General features: G+C 70.3%; 17 protein-coding genes. 10 read left to right on the top strand and 7 right to left on the bottom strand.

Going from position 1 to position 16,484, the window contains the following annotated elements:
• Window positions 1–85: 85 nt before the first annotated feature.
• Window positions 86–2,230, top strand: a complete 2,145-nt coding sequence (locus tag E5671_RS40725; protein WP_160509239.1) for an MMPL family transporter — start codon at window positions 86–88, stop codon at window positions 2,228–2,230.
• Here E5671_RS40725 and E5671_RS40720 read toward each other — a convergent pair.
• Window positions 2,212–3,018, bottom strand: a complete 807-nt coding sequence (locus tag E5671_RS40720; RefSeq protein ID WP_160509238.1) for an isocitrate lyase/PEP mutase family protein — start codon at window positions 3,016–3,018, stop codon at window positions 2,212–2,214. The two genes, E5671_RS40725 and E5671_RS40720, sit on opposite strands and share 19 nt — an antisense overlap.
• A gap of 201 nt (window positions 3,019–3,219) precedes the next feature.
• On the opposite strand from E5671_RS40720, the gene E5671_RS40715 reads away from it, so the two are divergent.
• The 4 genes from E5671_RS40715 to E5671_RS40700 all read left to right on the top strand — a co-directional run bounded on the left by E5671_RS40715 (window position 3,220) and on the right by E5671_RS40700 (window position 6,109).
• Window positions 3,220–3,636: a YciI family protein gene (locus tag E5671_RS40715; RefSeq protein WP_160509237.1), complete on the top strand. Its 417-nt coding sequence runs from the start codon at window positions 3,220–3,222 to the stop codon at window positions 3,634–3,636.
• On the top strand, window positions 3,630–4,868 hold the full coding sequence (locus E5671_RS40710; RefSeq protein ID WP_443032765.1) for an RNA polymerase sigma factor: 1,239 nt from the start codon (window positions 3,630–3,632) through the stop codon (window positions 4,866–4,868). Before E5671_RS40715 ends, E5671_RS40710 begins: the two co-directional genes overlap by 7 nt.
• 14 nt (window positions 4,869–4,882) lie before the next feature.
• Window positions 4,883–5,539 (top strand): formylglycine-generating enzyme family protein, encoded by a 657-nt coding sequence (locus tag E5671_RS40705; RefSeq protein WP_160509236.1) that lies wholly within the window; start codon window positions 4,883–4,885, stop codon window positions 5,537–5,539.
• A 234-nt stretch (window positions 5,540–5,773) separates the two neighbouring features.
• The gene (locus E5671_RS40700) at window positions 5,774–6,109 is read left to right on the top strand and encodes a hypothetical protein (RefSeq protein ID WP_160509235.1); all 336 of its coding nucleotides are present in this window, start codon (window positions 5,774–5,776) and stop codon (window positions 6,107–6,109) included.
• A gap of 18 nt (window positions 6,110–6,127) precedes the next feature.
• On the opposite strand, the gene asnB is transcribed toward E5671_RS40700, so the two are convergent.
• Both asnB and E5671_RS40690 read right to left on the bottom strand, forming a co-directional pair.
• Window positions 6,128–7,969: an asparagine synthase (glutamine-hydrolyzing) gene (gene asnB / locus E5671_RS40695; RefSeq protein WP_160509234.1), complete on the bottom strand. Its 1,842-nt coding sequence runs from the start codon at window positions 7,967–7,969 to the stop codon at window positions 6,128–6,130.
• A 192-nt stretch (window positions 7,970–8,161) separates the two neighbouring features.
• The gene (locus tag E5671_RS40690) at window positions 8,162–8,749 is read right to left on the bottom strand and encodes a TetR/AcrR family transcriptional regulator (RefSeq protein WP_160510737.1); all 588 of its coding nucleotides are present in this window, start codon (window positions 8,747–8,749) and stop codon (window positions 8,162–8,164) included.
• A 153-nt stretch (window positions 8,750–8,902) separates the two neighbouring features.
• On the opposite strand from E5671_RS40690, the gene E5671_RS40685 reads away from it, so the two are divergent.
• Window positions 8,903–9,847 carry a DMT family transporter gene (locus E5671_RS40685; RefSeq protein ID WP_160509233.1) on the top strand — a complete coding sequence of 315 codons (945 nt, stop codon included), beginning with the start codon at window positions 8,903–8,905 and terminating at the stop codon, window positions 9,845–9,847.
• Here the strand turns inward: E5671_RS40685 and E5671_RS40680 are convergent.
• Together E5671_RS40680 and E5671_RS40675 are read right to left on the bottom strand one after the other, a co-directional pair.
• On the bottom strand, window positions 9,820–10,266 hold the full coding sequence (locus tag E5671_RS40680) for a cupin domain-containing protein (RefSeq protein WP_160509232.1): 447 nt from the start codon (window positions 10,264–10,266) through the stop codon (window positions 9,820–9,822). The genes E5671_RS40685 and E5671_RS40680 overlap by 28 nt on opposite strands.
• Before the next feature lie 52 nt (window positions 10,267–10,318).
• A complete protein-coding gene (locus E5671_RS40675) occupies window positions 10,319–10,924 on the bottom strand; it encodes a TetR/AcrR family transcriptional regulator (RefSeq protein WP_160509231.1) in 606 nt (201 codons plus the stop codon).
• 269 nt (window positions 10,925–11,193) lie between these two features.
• Here E5671_RS40675 and E5671_RS40670 point away from each other — a divergent pair, with 269 nt between their 5' ends.
• The 4 genes from E5671_RS40670 (at window position 11,194) to E5671_RS40655 (ending at window position 15,337) form a co-directional block, all read left to right on the top strand.
• A complete protein-coding gene (locus E5671_RS40670) occupies window positions 11,194–12,066 on the top strand; it encodes a Gfo/Idh/MocA family protein (RefSeq protein ID WP_443032764.1) in 873 nt (290 codons plus the stop codon).
• A gap of 460 nt (window positions 12,067–12,526) precedes the next feature.
• Entirely contained in the window at window positions 12,527–13,348 is an 822-nt protein-coding gene (locus E5671_RS40665; RefSeq protein ID WP_160509229.1) for an MmyB family transcriptional regulator, read from the top strand.
• A gap of 105 nt (window positions 13,349–13,453) precedes the next feature.
• Window positions 13,454–14,494: a 3-oxoacyl-[acyl-carrier-protein] synthase III C-terminal domain-containing protein gene (locus E5671_RS40660; RefSeq protein WP_160509228.1), complete on the top strand. Its 1,041-nt coding sequence runs from the start codon at window positions 13,454–13,456 to the stop codon at window positions 14,492–14,494.
• A 54-nt stretch (window positions 14,495–14,548) separates the two neighbouring features.
• Entirely contained in the window at window positions 14,549–15,337 is a 789-nt protein-coding gene (locus E5671_RS40655) for a GNAT family N-acetyltransferase (protein ID WP_160509227.1), read from the top strand.
• A gap of 7 nt (window positions 15,338–15,344) precedes the next feature.
• Here E5671_RS40655 and E5671_RS40650 read toward each other — a convergent pair whose 3' ends face one another.
• Both E5671_RS40650 and E5671_RS40645 read right to left on the bottom strand, forming a co-directional pair.
• Window positions 15,345–15,893 carry an isochorismatase family protein gene (locus E5671_RS40650; RefSeq protein WP_160509226.1) on the bottom strand — a complete coding sequence of 183 codons (549 nt, stop codon included), beginning with the start codon at window positions 15,891–15,893 and terminating at the stop codon, window positions 15,345–15,347.
• Window positions 15,894–15,988: 95 nt separating this feature from the next.
• Window positions 15,989–16,432 carry a MarR family winged helix-turn-helix transcriptional regulator gene (locus E5671_RS40645; RefSeq protein WP_160509225.1) on the bottom strand — a complete coding sequence of 148 codons (444 nt, stop codon included), beginning with the start codon at window positions 16,430–16,432 and terminating at the stop codon, window positions 15,989–15,991.
• Window positions 16,433–16,484: the final 52 nt, after the last annotated feature.

Below are 16,484 nucleotides of genomic sequence, written 5' to 3'. Positions count from 1 at the left end.
CTCAAGTGGCGGGGCCGCCCGGTCCGGAAGATCCTTGGTCAGAACGCGCCGTTACGCCTCGGGGGCGAGGGAGAGGCAGCAGCCGATGTTCTCTGGCCTGGGCCGATTCGTGGTCCGTCGCCCGTGGTGGATCATTCTGGCGTGGGTCGTGGTGGCCGGTGCCGTGATCTCCCTGGCGCCAAAGCTCACATCCAGCAGCGACGAGGCGAGCTTCCTTCCGGATCATTACGAGTCCATCCGCGCGGCGGACGTACAGGAAGCGGAGTTCCCCCAACAGCAGAACGTCGGCGCGATCATCGTCTTCCAGCGCTCCGACGGCGGAAAGCTGACGGCGGCCGACTCCGCGGACATCACCCGCATCTCCAAGGATCTGCAGGCCAAGAAGATCCCCGAGGTACAGGCGGTCGTGCCGGGCGCCGTCTCCCCCAACAAGCTCGTGCGGACGTCGGTCGTCGCGATGCCGAAGATCACCAACCCCGAGGACACCGCACAGCAGGACGCGGTCGAGGAACTGCGCTCCGACCTCGAGCCCGAGCTGAAGGGCACGGACCTCTCGGCCGGAATCACGGGCTCCGCCGCCCAGGCGCTCGACGAGAGCGATGCCTCGGAGCGGGCCGGACTGCTCGTCGGGGTCGGCACGATCGTGATCATCATCGTGCTGCTCCTGGTGATCTTCCGGAGCCCGATCATCGCGCTGCTCCCCGTGGTCCTGATCGGCCTCATCTCACCGATGGCGACCGGCCTGATCGCCTCCGCGAACAAGGCCTTCGACATGAAGGCCGACTCCTCCATCCAGGAACTCCTCACCGTCGTCCTGTTCGGCGTCGGCACGGACTACATCCTGTTCCTGCTCTTCCGCTACCGAGAGGCCCTGCGGGCGGGCGAGGATCCCAAGGGCGGCATGGTGCATGCCGTCGAGCGGGTCGGCGAGGCGATCACCTCGGCGGCCGGCGCCGTCATCGTCGCGTTCGCCGCCCTGACGCTCTCCTCGCTCGGCATGCTGCGCTCCATGGGCCCCGCCCTGGCCATCGCGGTCTTCGTGACGCTGCTCGCCGGGCTCACGCTGGTCCCCGCCGTCGTCTCGCTGCTCGGCACGAAGGTGTTCTGGCCCTCGAAGTCGTGGCAGCGGGAACCGCAGGGCACCGGGTTCGCGCGGCTCGGCGCGTCCATCGCCCGTAAGCCCGCCGTCTGGGCCCTGGTGTCGGCGCTGTTCATGGGGGCGCTCACCCTCGGCGCCCTCGGCTACAAGGCCAACTTCGACCTCGCGGGCTCCTCGCTTCCCAAGGACAAGGAGTCGATGGTCGCCCTGAAGAACCTCCAGAAGGGCTTCCCCGCGGGCACCACCGACCCGACCTTCGTCTACCTCACCTCGACGGACGACGGGCCGCTCCCGAAAGCGCGGACGGCCGCCTTCCGAGAGCAGCTGGACGAGGTCCGTGGCGTGGGCGAGGTCTCCGCGCCGCGGCTGAGCACGGACGGCACGACGGCCTCGTACTCCGTGGTGCTCGCGGATCCGCCCGCGTCCGACAAGGCCCTGGAGACCGTCAAGGACCGCCTGCGCCCGATCGCGCACGAGGACGCGCCCACCGGAACCGAAGCGCTCGTCGGCGGGACGACGGCGGTGTACGTCGACATCAACAAGGCCGTGGACCGCGACTATTCGGTGGTCTTCCCGGTGGCCGCGCTCGCCATCATGGTCATCCTCGGCCTGCTCCTGCGGAGCCTGGTGGCTCCCTGGTATCTGATGCTGTCGGTCGCGCTCGGCTTCGGCGCGACCCTGGGCGCGACCTCGCTGCTGTTCCAACAGATCGGCAGCCAGCCCGGGTTGATGTTCATGCTGCCCGTGATCATGTACTTGTTCGTGGTCGCCCTCGGCACCGACTACAACATCCTGATGGTGTCGCGGCTGCGCGAGGAGGCCCGCGAGGGCCGCACCCCGCACGACGCGGCGGGCACGGCGGTGCGCCACTCGGGCCCGACGATCGGCTCGGCGGGCGTGATCCTGGCGGGCACGTTCGCGACGCTGATGCTCGCGGGCAACTCGACGCTCTCCCAGATGGGCTTCTCCCTCTCCTTCGGCATCCTCATCGCCGCCTTCGTCATGGCGATGATCTTCACGCCCGCGCTGACGGCGCTCATCGGGCACGCGGCGTGGTGGCCGGGGCACGGGGACGAGAAGCGCGACGCGGACGACTCGCCCTCGACGCCGCCCTACACGCCCTCGCCGTAAGCCGCCGAGAGCGCCTGGGCATCCGCGTACGAGGGCAGGTCCTGCGGCACCGTGTCACCCCGGGCGATCGAGCGCGCCGCCTCGACGGCTCCGTGCAGCGCGGCGCGGAACAGCAACGAGCCGCTGCTCACCCGCCGCACGCCGAGCTCCGCGAGGCGCCCGTACGTCAGGGCGCCCGGCGCGAAGAGGATGTTCAGCGGCACGTCGGCCAGCCCCTCGACCAGCCCCTCGATGGCCTTCTCGTCCTGAAGGCCGGGGACGAACACGCCGTCGGCGCCCGCCAGTTGATAGTCCGCGGCCCGGCGCTCGGTCTCGCCCGCTCCCCCGGCGCGCAGCCAGTACGTGTCGGTGCGCGCGTTGACGAACAGGTCGGGGGCCGACTCCTTGACGGCGCGGATCAGCTCGCACTGCAGAGCCGTGTCGGCCAGCGTGCCGTCCGGGCGGCCGTCCTCGATGTTCACGCCCACGACCCCCGCCCCGACGAGTTCCGCCGCGAGCACCGCCACCTCCCCGGGCCGGTCGCTGAAGCCGCCCTCGATGTCCACGGTGATCAGCGCGGGCAGCCGGGCCAGGCCATGGGCGAGGCGCAGGGTCTCCTCCCGTGTGTCGCCCGTGGCGTCCGCCTTGCCCGCGGCGGCCGCCACGCCCAGGCTGGTGGTGCCGATCGCCGGGAAGCCGCCGTGGGCGAGCGCGGCCGCTGAGGCGTGGTCCCAGGCGTTGGGAAGCAGCAGGGGTTCGCCGGTGCGGTGCAGGGCGCGGAACTGGTCGGCTCGCTGTGCGTACGTCATGGTCGGACCGTAGCCGCGCGTCGGTTCGGCGACTACCGAAATGTCCCGGTGGGCCGGGGCCCGGGGCAGCGGGCGGACACGCCCCTTCGGCAGGGCGTCGAAATTGTTCCGGCGTAATGTCGAGAACGGGTCGTCCGCTCCGACGTCCCCTGTGAGAGTTGCCCACAAGGGGTGACCACCGCACAGCCGAGGAGCGACATCATGAAGTACCTGGTGATGGTTCAGGGCACGCAGGCGGACTACGAGGCGCAGAGCGGCAAGGGCAACGCGACAAGCCCGGCGTGGAGCGAGAAGGACCTGCAGGCGATGTTCGCCTTCATGGGCGCGCTCAACGACGATCTGGCGGAGTCCGGCGAGATCGTCGACGGGCAGGGCCTTGCCGAGCCCGCGCAGACCCGTCTGGTCGACGTGGACAAGGACGGCCGGCCGGTCATCACGGACGGTCCCTACGGCGAGACGAAGGAGGTCCTCGCCGGGTACTGGGTTCTCGACTGCGCGAGCCTGGACCGCGTCACGGAGATCGCCAACCGCATCCAGCAGTGCCCGATTCCCGAGGGCGCACCGAACTACCCCGTCGTGATCCGCCAGATCATGGGCGGCCCCGACGAAGCGTGCTGAACGGCACCGCCACGGTCGAGGACCTGCTGCGCCTGCACGCGCCGCAGGTCCTCGGTGCGCTCGTGCGCCGGTACGGGCACTTCGGCGAGGCCGAGGACGCCGTGCAGGAGGCTCTGCTCGCCGCCGCGCGGCAGTGGCCCGATCAGGGTGTTCCCGAGAATCCGCGCGGCTGGCTGATCAGGGTCGCGTCGCGGCGGCTCATGGATCAGCTGCGCAGTGACGAGGCGCGGCGCAGACGGGAGGAGGAGGCCGCCCAGATGTCGCCGCGGGACGCCTTCACGGCGCCCGCGCCGGGCGAGGGCCGCGCGCCGTCCGACGACGACACCCTGACCCTGCTCTTCCTGTGCTGCCATCCGGGGCTGAGCCCGGCCGCGCAGGTCGCCCTCACGCTGCGCGCGGTCGGCGGTCTGACCACGGCGGAGATCGCCCGCGCCCATCTCGTGCCCGAGTCGACGATGGCGCAGCGCATCAGCAGGGCGAAGGCGAAGGTCAAGGGGGTGCCGTTCCGGCAGCCGTGCGCGAAGGACCGTGATCAGCGGCTCGCTGTGGTGCTCCAGGTGCTCTACCTCATCTTCAACGAGGGGTACACCGCGACGTCCGGCAGCGCCCTGCACCGCTCGGATCTCGCGCGGGAGGCGATCCGGCTCACCCGTTCCGTGCGCACGCTGCTGCCCGAGGACGGCGCGGTGACCGGGCTGCTCGCGCTCATGCTGCTCACCGAGGCCCGCAGCGCTGCCCGCACCGGCCCGCACGGTGAGCTGATCCCGCTCGACGAACAGGACCGCTCACGCTGGGACCGGCGCGCGATCGAGGAAGGCTCCGCGCTGGTCGAGAAGGCCCTGTCCCAAGGCCCCGCGGGCGCCTACCAGTTGCAGGCGGCGATCGCCGCGCTGCACGACGAGGCCGCGCGCGCCGACGACACCGACTGGCCGCAGATCCTCGCCCTCTACGACATCCTCGTACGCCGTGCTCCCGAACCCATGGCCGAACTCAGCCGGGCCGTGGCCTTCGCGATGGTGCACGGGCCGCGCGCCGGTCTTGCCGAAGTCGCGGCCCTTGAGGACCGGTTGGCGGGCCATCACCGGCTCGACGCCGTGCGCGCCCACCTCCTGGAGCGGGCGGGCGAGACGGACGCGGCCCGCGCCGCCTACCAGTTGGCGGCCAAGCGTACGCTGAGCATCCCCGAGACGCGCTACCTGCAGATGCGTGCGGCCCGCCTGTCGTCGACCTGAGTACGGAGAACGAGATGATCAGCGTCCCGGCGGGGCAGGTGACACTGTCGGACCGGCGGACGCGACGCAGCTGGCCGGTCGAGGTCGCGGCCCACGAACTGGCCGCCTTCCCCGTCACCCAGGAGCAGTACGCGCAGGTCACCGGCGAGCGCCCGAGCAGCGCGCACGGCGACCGGCTGCCCGTCGAGGGCGTTTCCTGGCTGGACGCGGTCCGGTTCTGCAACGCCCTGTCCCTGCGCGAGGGACTGACTCCCGCCTACCTCCTCGGCAGCGATGAGGGCGCCGAGTGGGACGCGTCCGCGGACGGATACCGACTGCCGACCGAGGCCGAGTGGGAGCACGCGTGCCGGGCCGGCACGGCCGGTGCGCGGTACGGGCCGCTCGACGAGATCGCCTGGCACGGCGGCAACGGCTCCGGACGGATCCACGACGTGGGCGGCAAGCGGCCCAACGCGTGGGGCTTGCACGACATGATCGGCAACGTGTGGGAGTGGTGCTGGGATCTCTACGACCCCGAGGTCTATGGCACCTATCGGGTGCTCCGTGGCGGTGGGTGGTTCGACGAGCACTGGAGCTGCCGGGCCTCGGTGCGGCGCCGCAGCCACCCGACGTTCCGGATCGACGACGTGGGGTTCCGCGTCGCGCGTTCCCTGGCACCCGCGCGCACGTGACGAGACCACCCGCGCACACGTAACACAGCTCACAACAACAGGCGCCTCACCTGGGAACACCGATGGTTGGTTCACCGTTGAACAGTGCGTAGGTCCCGATCGCGATTCCCCCGTCCGGTCGGGGCCTACCTCTATTTCCGACCGTTCATGTCCACTCCGGTCCGTTTCACGCCTTCGAGCGCGAATATGCCAACCGCACCGCGCGGCGCACCCTCGGACCGGCATCATGCGTTCATGGACGGTGCCAAGCCTGTGCAGGTCTTGTTCACGCCCGACGAGTACGAAGCGGTCCTGCGGAACGCGGACCAACTCGGGCTCCCGGTCGATGAGTTCATACGCCGGGCCGTGACCGTCGACGCCACGGAGCTCCCCTTTCCCACCGCCGGGGCCCGGCGCGGCTCCGGCGCTCCGGCGGCCGTGCCGCCGATCCGCCGGCGCCTGGGTCCCGGTGGCGCACCCGCGCTCCAGCGCTTCCTCGACACCCTCGCGGCCACAGCGGTCGCGGTGGAGCCCGCCCCCGAGGGACGGGTACCACCGCAGCCGGCGGTCCGCAGCTGCTCGGGACAGTGAGTTCCGGGGCGGGCCGGCTCAGGCCAGGGAGATCTCCGGCTTGTACAGCTCAAGCCAGAGCGCCAGATCCAGCGTGCGTTCGAGGCCACGCCGGGACGCCTGGGTGATCTGCGGCACGTCGCGTCCCGCCGCCCGCTTCACCCGGTCCCGGTCGACGAGGTCGAAGACCGGGTGGGCGGGCTCGGCGAGCAGATCCTTGACGTGTCCCTGGAGGGCGACGGCGTACTTGGGGTCCTGCGTGGAGGGGTAGGGGCTCTTCACGCGGTCGTACACGGAGCGCGGCAGGACGTCCGCCGTCGCCTCCCGCAGCAGGCTCTTCTCCCTGCCGTCGAAGGACTTCAGGGACCAGGGGGCGTTGTAGACGTACTCGACCAGGCGGTGGTCGCAGAACGGCACTCGCACCTCGAGCCCGACGGCCATGCTCGCGCGGTCCTTGCGGTCGAGCAGGACGCGCACGAACCGGGTCAGGTGCAGGTGGCAGATCTTGCGCATCCGGAACTCGAAGTCACTCTCGCCGTCGAGCCGTTCGATGCCGCCGACGGCCGTGTCGTAACTGCCCTGGATGTACGAGGGCAGGTCGAGGGCGGCGGTCAGGTCGGGGCGCAGGACGCCGGCGTCGTCGCCGAACTGCTCGGCGAACTTCACCAGCCAGGGGAAGGTGTCGGCGTTGCGCGCCTCCTCGTCGAAGAACTGGAGGTAGCCGCCGAAGACCTCGTCAGCGGACTCCCCCGAGAGCGCGACCGTCGAGTGTTCGCGGATGGCCCGGAAGAGGAGGTAGAGGGAGGCGTCCATGTCGCCGAAGCCCATGGGCAGGTCGCGGGCGCTGATCATCTTGGCCCGGACCTCGGGGTCGGCGAGGGCGTGCGAGTCCAGGACGATGTCGCGGTGATCGGTGCCGGCGGCCTTGGCCACGTCGTGCACGTAGGGGGTGTCCGGGGTGGAGCGCAGCGCGTCGGCGACGAAGTTCTCGCTCTGGCCGACGAAGTCCACGGCGAAGCTGCGTACGGTCTCGCCCGCTTCGCCGAGTTGACGAGCGGCGAGCGCGGTCATCGCCGAGGAGTCGAGGCCGCCGGAGAGCAGGGTGCAGCGCGGCACGTCCGAGACGAGCTGGCGGCGCACGATGTCGTCGAGGAGTTCACGCACCTTGGCGACGGACTCGTCGCGGCCGTCGGTGTGCGGACGGGTCTCCAGCTGCCAGTAGACGTGGCGGCGCAGACCGGAGCGGTCGACGGTCACGACGGTGCCGGGTTCGACCTCGTTCATGCCGTCCCACACGGCGTGGCCAGGGGTCTTGACGACGGTGAAGACCTCCCGCAGTCCGTCGGCGGTCACCCGGGCGCGGGCCAGCGGGTTGGCGAGGATCGCCTTGGGTTCGGAGCCGAAGAGGACGCCGTCCGGGGTCTCGTAATAGTAGAAGGGCTTGATGCCCATCCGGTCGCGGATCATGACGAGCTTGTCGTGCCTGCCGTCCCACACCGCGAACGCGTACATGCCGTTGAGCCGTTCTGCGACCGCCTCGCCCCACTCCAGATAGCCGCGCAGGACGACCTCGGTGTCGGAGTCGGTGGTGAACTCGTGGCCGCGCCCGGTCAGTTCGCGGCGCAGTTCGGTGAAGTTGTAGGTCTCCCCCGAGTAGACGAGGGCGACGGTGCCGCGCGGTGTCCGCACGGTCATGGGCTGGCGCCCGCCGGGCAGGTCGATGATGGCGAGCCTGCGGTGCCCGAGCCCGGCGGGGCCTTCGGTCCAGGTTCCGCGGTCGTCGGGGCCGCGGCAGGACATCGTCTCGGTCATCGCGTCCAACGTGCCGGACGCGGACCGCAGATCACGGTCGAAGGAGACCCAGCCAGTAATGCCACACATGCGCTACCTCCTGCTTCACGCTGCCCGTGCGCCACCACCCGAGGAACTAGGTACAGGCGGCACTAGATGTAGGCAGCATCTATATGGCCAGCGTGCGCCCCGCGACTGCGTACGGTCAATGAGCCCGTAACACGGAACGACACATTCCGGCCAACGGCAAAGACTTCCCCAAAGGGGCTCGCAAAGGGGTTCTCACCTGCGCTTTTCATCAGCGTCGGGGGTGACGCGGAGAGCGTCACGGAGCAGCGCCGCCGCCTCGTCACGTGCGTGGTCGATCGCGTCCGGGAAGATCCGCAGGCCGTGCGCGACCAGGCCGCCCTCGTGCAGCAGCATGAGCGTCCGGCCGAGTTTCGCCGCCCGCCGGGGCGCGATGTCGCGGGCGAGGCCGGTGAACAGGGCGAGCATCCAGGCCTTCTGGCCGGTGATGACCTGATACGCGGGGTGCGCGGGGTCACTGATCTCGGCATGCGCGTTGACCATGCTGCAGCCCTTGGCGCTGTTCGCGCCGGCCCAGTCGCGCGAGGCGTCGAAAACGGCCAGGATCCTGGCCCGCGGGGTGTTCGCGGCCTCGACGTACGGAGCGAGGAAGGCCTGCCAGCGCTCGTCGCGGGCCGCCAGATACTCGACGACGATCTGCTCCTTGGAGCCGAAGCGGTCGTAGAGCGTCTTCTTGGTGACCCCGGCCTCGGCGGCGATGAGGTCCACCCCGACGGCGTGGATGCCGCGGTCGTAGAACAGCGCGCTCGCGGCGTCGAGCGCGCGCCGCGCGCCCGGCGTCATGACGATCCTCCGCGGCCCGCCTTCGGCTCCGGCGGCGTCCTTCACGATCTCACTCAGTAGCTCGGCCATGCCCCCATAGTAAACCGATCTGTATACTCGGCAGAAGTAGACAGATCGGTTTACCTCACTCGGTGGGGCACTCGGAGGCACACCATGAACTTTCTGCTCTCGATCGCGTTCGTACTGACCTGGAGCTCGGGCTTCATCGGAGCCAAGCTGGGCGCCGGGAGCGCGTCCGCCGTGACCGTCCTCATGTGGCGGTTCCTGCCGCTGGCCCTCGTGCTCGCGGTCGTCGCCCTCACCGTGGCGCGGGCGTCCTGGCGCGGCTTCACGGCACGTGACGCGATACGGCAGGCGGTCGTCGGGGCGCTGTCGCAGAGCGGCTATCTGCTCACCGTGTACTACGCGATCCAGCTCGGCGTCTCCAGCGGCACCACCGCCCTGATCGACGGCACCCAGCCACTGGTGGCGGGCGCGCTCGCCGGACCGCTGCTCGGCCAGTACGTCTCGCGCACGCAGTGGGTGGGCCTCGGGCTCGGCGTGACCGGGGTCGTCATCGTGACGGCGGCGGACGCCACGGGCGGCACCGACGCCCCCTGGTGGGCCTACCTGGTGCCGTTCCTCGGGATGTTCTCCCTGGTCGCGGCGACCTTCCTGGACCGCCGCTCCCCACGCCCGGTCGCCCCGGCGGTCTCGATGACGGTCCACTGCGTGACCAGCGCCGTCATCTTCACGGCGCTCGCGGTGGGCGCGGGCGCCGCGACACCGCCGGCGGAGACGTCCTTCTGGGTGGCGATCAGCTGGCTGGTGACGCTCTCCACCTTCGGCGGGTACGGGCTCTACTGGCTGATCCTGCGGCGCTCCGGGGTCACGCAGGTCAACACGCTGATGTTCCTGATGGCGCCGGTGACGGCCCTGTGGGGTGCCCTGATGTTCGGCGAACCCTTCGGCGTACAGACGGCGTTGGGCCTCGCGGTCGGGCTCGCGGCGGTCGCGGTCGTGCACCGGGGGAAGGAGCCGGAGGCATCGGTGGTGTGCTCCCGGCGGGAGGAACCGGCGAGCGCACCGCGTCAGTCCGCCAGCCGGAAGTCCGCGTAGTCGAAGCCGGGCGCGACGACGCAGCTCACCAGGACCGGTTCGTCGCCGGTGGGGCGCGCCGCCTGCCATACACCGCCGGGCACCAGGATCTGCGGGCGCTCACCGTGCTCGACGCCCGGACCGAGGCGCATGGGTGCCGCGCCCTCCTTCGGGAGCGCGCCGTCACCTCCCAGGCGCAGATCCAGGGGGCCGCCGCGGTGCCACAGCCAGATCTCGTCGGAGCGCACCACGTGCCAGCGGGACTCCTCCCCCGGGCAGAGCAGGAAGTAGATGGCGGTGGCCGCCGTCCGCGCGCCGGGGTAGCCGGTGGGCGTGAAGGAGTGGTCCGAGACCCAGGTCTCGACGAACCAGCCGCCTTCCGGGTGCGGCTCCATGCCCAACTCGCTTGCCAGGGCAGGGCGTTCGCTCGCGTCGTTCATACGTGCTCTCCGTTCCGGAGGTCGAGGGGGATCCGAGGGCCGGGCGTCGCCCTCACGGAGGCGTGAGGAAGGCCTGCACCGTGGGCGCGTACAGCTCGGTGATCTCGGCGACGGGTGTACCGCGCAAGTGCGGCCCGCGGGCTATTCCGTACATCACGCCGAGACCGAGCAGTGTGCCCACCGCGAGCTCGGCGCGCACGCCGGCGTCCGGCCCTTCGAGGCGTTCGCTGAGGCGGTGCACCACCTGCGTACGGAAGTTCGTGCGCAGGGTGTCGCCCTGCTCGCGGTGGAGCGGGGCGAAGACGATCCGCAGGATGGGGTCGGCGCCGTGCTCGGCCTGGCCGGTCAGCAGGTGGTGGACCATGTGGTGGCCCAGTGCGGCGAGGGGCGCGTCGAGCAGTCCCTCGACGTCGGCCTCGAAGGACATGACGCGGGCGAAGAGCGCGTCCTTGTTGCCGAAGTACTTCAGGATCAGCGGCGCGCTCACACCGGCCCGTTCGGCCACCGCCTTGAGCGTGATGTCGGCGTGGGCGTGCCGCGCCAGGAGGTAGCGGGCGGCGCGGATGATGGCGGCCTTCGTCGCTTCGGCGTCGCGGCGTGCGGGCGCGGCGAGGGAGGCCTCGGGTTCCGTCGCCGCCCCGGAGGCGGATGTGGTCATGTGCATATGCCTGCGCTATCTGCGGAAGATATCGGGGCGAACTTCATGATCACTCCAGCACGGGCACGAATGTCCGCAGAAGTGGACGGAGGCGAAGCGAAGTGAATGGCAATTCACCATAGCGGGTGAATGCGCTTTCACCACGGCAGGTTTCGGATACGAGATCCAGCCACTCGCGGCTTGGAAACAAGAACGAAGAGCGGCCAACTGCCTTGCGGGCACTGGGCTTCGCCACCGCCGACAGTACGGAGTCAGCCATAATGCCGACCATGAAGAGACTGCGAATTGGACTGGTCGGCACGGGTCCCTGGGCCTCGTCCGCGCACGCTCCCGCGCTCGCCGCGCACCCGGACGTGGAGCTCCGCGGCGTGTGGGGACGGCGGCCCGACGCGGCGGCCGCGCTGGCCTCGGCGCACGCGACCACGGCGTACGCGGACGTGGACGAACTGTTCGCCGCGAGCGACGCGGTGGCGTTCGCGGTACCCCCGGACGTGCAGGCACCGCTGGCCGCGCGGGCCGCGGCGGCGGGCTGCCATCTGCTCCTGGACAAGCCGGTGGCGACGACGGTGGCCGCGGCGCGCGACCTCGCGGTGGCGGCCGAGACGGCCCGGGTGGCGTCCGTCGTCTTCTTCACGCTGCGCTTCGCAGGCCCGACGTCGGCATGGGTGAGCGAGCAGGCGGCCACGGAGGGCTGGTTCGCGGGCCGCGCCGACTGGTACAGCTCGTTCTACTCGGCGGACGGCACCAGCCCGTTCTCCTCGCCCTGGCGGGCGCGGCGAGGCGGCCTGTGGGACGTCGGCCCGCACGCCCTCTCCGTCCTGATGCCGGTGCTCGGCGACGTGACCGACGTGACGGCGGCGGCAGGTCAGGCGGACCTGGTCCATCTGATCCTGCGGCACAGCGGCGGCGCGTCGAGCACGGCGACGCTGAGCCTGACGACGCCCGAGAAGGCTTCGGGGGTGACGGTGGAGCTGCGCGGCGAGGCGGGGACGGTGCTGATGCCGTCGGGAGGCGGCGCGCTCGACGCCTTCCGCTCGGCGGTCGACGCACTCGTCGAGTCGGCGCGATCCGGTCAACCGCACGCCTGCGACGTGCGGTTCGGTCTGCGCGTGACGGAGATCCTGGCCCTGGCCGAGGAGTAACTTCCCACCCGGTGAACCACCCCGTGAACCGCCCGGGGACAACCGCGGGCGGCCGGTACCGTGGCCGCTACGTAATGGCGAGTGACGGCACCGGCCGCAGCCAGTGGACCCAGGAGCCGATTCGGGAAGTCATGCGTCGTACGTCCCGAGTGCGACGATTCCGACCACACACATCGGAATACGAACAACCGATCCATACTCTTCCCGCAGCGGCCCAATGGGCCTAGGGGGTACCCAACGCCGAGGAATTTCAGCCAATTTCAAGCTCCTCGGTCAAGATGCCCCACAGTTGTGTCCGCGTGCCCACCGACGATGGAACTCGCAGGTCGGTGGTCCCGCTCCGTCCATGATGCAGCATCGACTGATCGTTTTTCTTCGGGCAATCTTTACTACCAAAGCTGGTGAGAATATTTAGACTGCTGATGCTCAACTCGGCGTGCACCAAGAGGGATTACCCACCATGAACAAGACGGCGCTCCGCGCTCTGCTCCGCGAACGACGCGCCCTCATCGCCCCCGAATCGCACGGCTTCCGCCGTCCCACGGGCCAGGGGCGCCGCGCCCGCGGCCTCTCCCAGCACCAGGTGGACCAGCTGCTGCACCGGGCCATCGGGACGTACCACCGCCTGGAGTCGGGCAGTTACCCGAATCCGCCTGCTTCGCTGTTGCGGGACGTGGCCCGGCTGTTCGGGCTCAATGAGCAGGAGTGGGTGTCGCTGTGTCGGTACGCGCTGCGGCAGGAGCCACCCGGGCCGCTGTACTCGTCGTCCGGCAAAGAGATTGCCGGCGTCTGGCGGGAGGCCGTGGACGGCATCGGACACATGGCGTACGTCACCGACGCTTCTTGGGAGCTGCTCGCGTACAACGCCGCCTTCGCCGCCCTGTTCCCCCGAGGCAAGGTGCCGAGCAACACGATGCGATGGATGCTCCTCGAACACAACGGCCGCGAAGCCCTGACGGACTGGCGCAACTCGTGGGTTCCCATGGTTCTGCCACAGCTGCGCGCCGCGCTCACTGCCAGGCCCGACGACGAGATCCTCCGCCAGATCGAGAAGGAGGTTCTCGCCGACCCCGAGATGTCCTCTCTTTACGAGGCTGACGGTGCCCTGATCCACCCTGACGGGCACGAACGCCCCCTGCGGCACGCGGAACATGGGCCGGGCTGGGTGTCGATCTGCGCGGCACAACCCATGGCGGCGCCCGGTTCAAGGCTGTTCATCCTGATATTCAAAGCAGGATCCCATCGCAGCCACACGCGTGCGCCGATGCTTCGAGCCGACTGACGGCACGTCGGCCAGCAGATTCCCGATGGCAGCAAGGGGGTACGAATTCAGCCCCCTCAAGTACGTTGAACGGCACCCCGCCCGCCCTGACCCGTGGGAGCTACCGTGCCTGCCTTCGTCTCCAGCCCCAGAACCGTGTTCGGCCCCCATAAAGTCACCACCGATGAGATAGCCGACGACATACGCTCCCACCACCACGATCACCCGCGGCTCACCGCGATCCTGCGTGTGGTGGGCAACTGCGGTGTGCGCACCCGGCATTTCACCCGCCCCCTCAGCTCCCCCACCGTCTCCGGCACGGCCGACGTCCACGAGCGCACCCAGGCCGCTTTCGACGATGCCGTCGCGATGTCCGAGCAAGCTGCCACAGCAGCCCTCGACGCGGTCGGGCTGGGGGCGCAAGACATCGACGCGATCGTCACCACGCATTCCACCGGCTGGGCCGTCCCCAATCTCGACATCCACCTCATCGCCCGGCTCGGCCTGCGTCCAACGGTGCACCGTGTCGCGCTGACGACCGTTGCCTGTGCCGGAGGCGTCCAGAGCCTCATCCGGGCGCGGGACCTCATCGCCGCTCGTCCGGGCAGCAAGGTCCTGGTCGTGGCGGCGGAAGTCCTCTCCACCTCCTACAATCACTCCGTCACCAGCATGGAGTCGATGATCTACAAGGCGTTGTTCGCGGACGCCGCGGGCGCCGCCGTCGTCACGGGGGCTCCGCTGACCTCCGGTCTGGCCATCGAGGACACCTTCGAATACACGCTCCCCGACAGCCTCGACCGGTACAGGGGCCGACTCGACGCGCAAGGAATGCACTTCGACTCCACCAAGCAGGCTCCGTCGGCCGCTGCCGAAACCTTTCCGGCCCTCATGGACTGGCTCGGCCCGCGGAACGTCGACTTCGCGGTGATCCACCCGGGCGGCCATCGCATCATCTCGGACACCGCCAAGGCGCTCGACCTCGATGCTCACGACGTGCGCCACTCCGTGGAGACCCTGACCGAAGAGGGCAACATGGGTGCCGTCAGTGTCTTGCGGGTGCTGGAGCGCACCCACACGGCCCCACCCGCGGACGGCGCGAACGGCGTCGCCATCGCCTTCGGCCCCGGCTTCGCCACCGCGGCCCTGCGCTGTCGCTGGCAGGCGTGATGCCTGCCCCCAAATTCATTTGCCGCTTCCCGGCACCCCTGCTGTAGTGCCCGCATGGATCATCAAGCGGTACTGACGGCGTACGACGGGCAGATTCGGCGCGGCGCGCGGACGGACAGCCCCGGCGCGCGCGTCGAGCGTGACGGGGGCGTCGTCCGGCAGACCGGCGCGGCGCACGACTGGAACGGCGTCCACTGGGCGGACGTCGACGCGGCCACGGCGGACGCCGTCATCGCCGAGCAGGTGCGGTACTTCACGTCTCTCGGGCGCGAGTTCGAGTGGAAGCTGCATTCCCACGACCGCCCCGCCGACCTCGCCGACCGGCTGCGCGCGGCCGGCTTCATTCCCGAGCCGCCGGAGACCGTGATGGTGGCCGAGGTCGCCGATCTGCCCACGGAGCCCGCACTGCCCGAGGGGGTACACCTGCTCCCGGTGACGGACGCGTCCGGCGTACGACTCATGGCGGACGCCCACAACGCCGCGTTCGGCGAGGACAGTTCGGAGCTCGGTGAACGCCTCGCCAAGAGGGTCCTCACCCAGCTGAACGAGACCCCGGACGCCGTCGTCGCGGTGGTCGCGATGGCGGGCGACGTGCCGGTGAGCTCGGCCCGGATGGAGTTCTACCCAGGCACGGACTTCGCGGGCCTGTGGGGCGGCGGCACCGCTCCCGAGTGGCGGGGCAAGGGCATCTACCGCGCCCTGGTCGCCCACCGCACCCGCATCGCCGCCGACCGCGGCTACCGCTACCTCCAGGTGGACGCCACCGACGACAGCCGCCCGATCCTGCGACGCCTGGGCTTCGTGCCGCTGAGCGTGACGACGCCGTACGTGTACCAGCCGTAGGGCCCGCTCACAGCAGCTTCGCGATCGCCTCCGCTGTGTCCGTCTCGCCGAGCTTCGGGAAGATCTTCTCGATGCTGTTGCGGTGCGCGTCGGCGTCCATGTCGGTCACGGCGTCGACGGCGACCGTGACGTGGTAGCCGTGCTCGTGTGCCGCGCGGGCCGTCGACTCGACGCCGATGCTCGTCGCGATGCCTGCGACCACGACCTGCGTGACGCCGCGGCGGCGCAGCTGGAGGTCGAGGTCGGTGCCGTAGAAGGCGCCCCACTGCTGCTTCGTGACGACGATGTCACTGTCCTTGCGCCCGAGTTCGGGAACCAGGTCCGCCCACTCCGCGGGCACATCGCCGCCCCGAACCGGGCCTTCGGTGCGCCCGGGGGCGCCGCCCGTGACCCGGACCAGGATTACGGGCAGGCCGCGTTCGCGGAAGGCGTCGGCGAGGCGGGCGGACCGTTCGACGATCTGCGCGGACGGGTGGGCGGTGGGCAGGGCGGTGATGCCCTTCTGGAGGTCGACCAGGACGAGGGCCGTGGTGGGGTCGAGGGTGGTGGCAGTCATGGCTCAGATCTCTCTTACGTGGGTGCGGCCGGGCAGTTGGCCGTCGGCGGCGCCGGGCTCCGGTCTCGGACGCGTGAGGGACTGCGACTGCGCTCTCACTGCTGCACCAGCCGCTCCAACAGCACGACCGCGTCGGCCAGTTGGCGCCGCTCGTCGGCATCGAGGCCGTCGGCGACGGCGCCCGACAGCCATCCGTGCTTGGCGGCGCGCGCGTCCGCGAGGGTGCGGCGCCCCTTGGCCGTCACGGAGACGACGGACTGACGCCCGTCGTCCGGGTCGGGGGCACGCTCGATCAGCTCCATGCTCTCCAGGGCGCCCACCGTCATCCGCATCGACTGCGGCCGTACGAGCTCCGCGCGGGCCAGAGCGGCCGTGGTGGCGGGCCCCTCCCGGTCCAGGAGGGCAAGGACGGTGCGCTGCGACGCGCTGAGCCCGACCCCGGGTGACGCCGTTCGCAGCCGCCGCACGACGCGTCCGATGACGGCCGTGAGATCTGCCGCGACCTGCTCGGGGGTCGGGTCCCCGGGCTTGTCGGTCATGACACGACCGTAGGAGGTAGACAGGCAAACTTGCAAACTTGCCTGTCTATCT

The organism is Streptomyces sp. BA2 (genome assembly GCF_009769735.1).
GTDB lineage: Bacteria > Actinomycetota > Actinomycetes > Streptomycetales > Streptomycetaceae > Streptomyces.
This window is presented reverse-complemented; position numbering and strand designations above follow the sequence as displayed.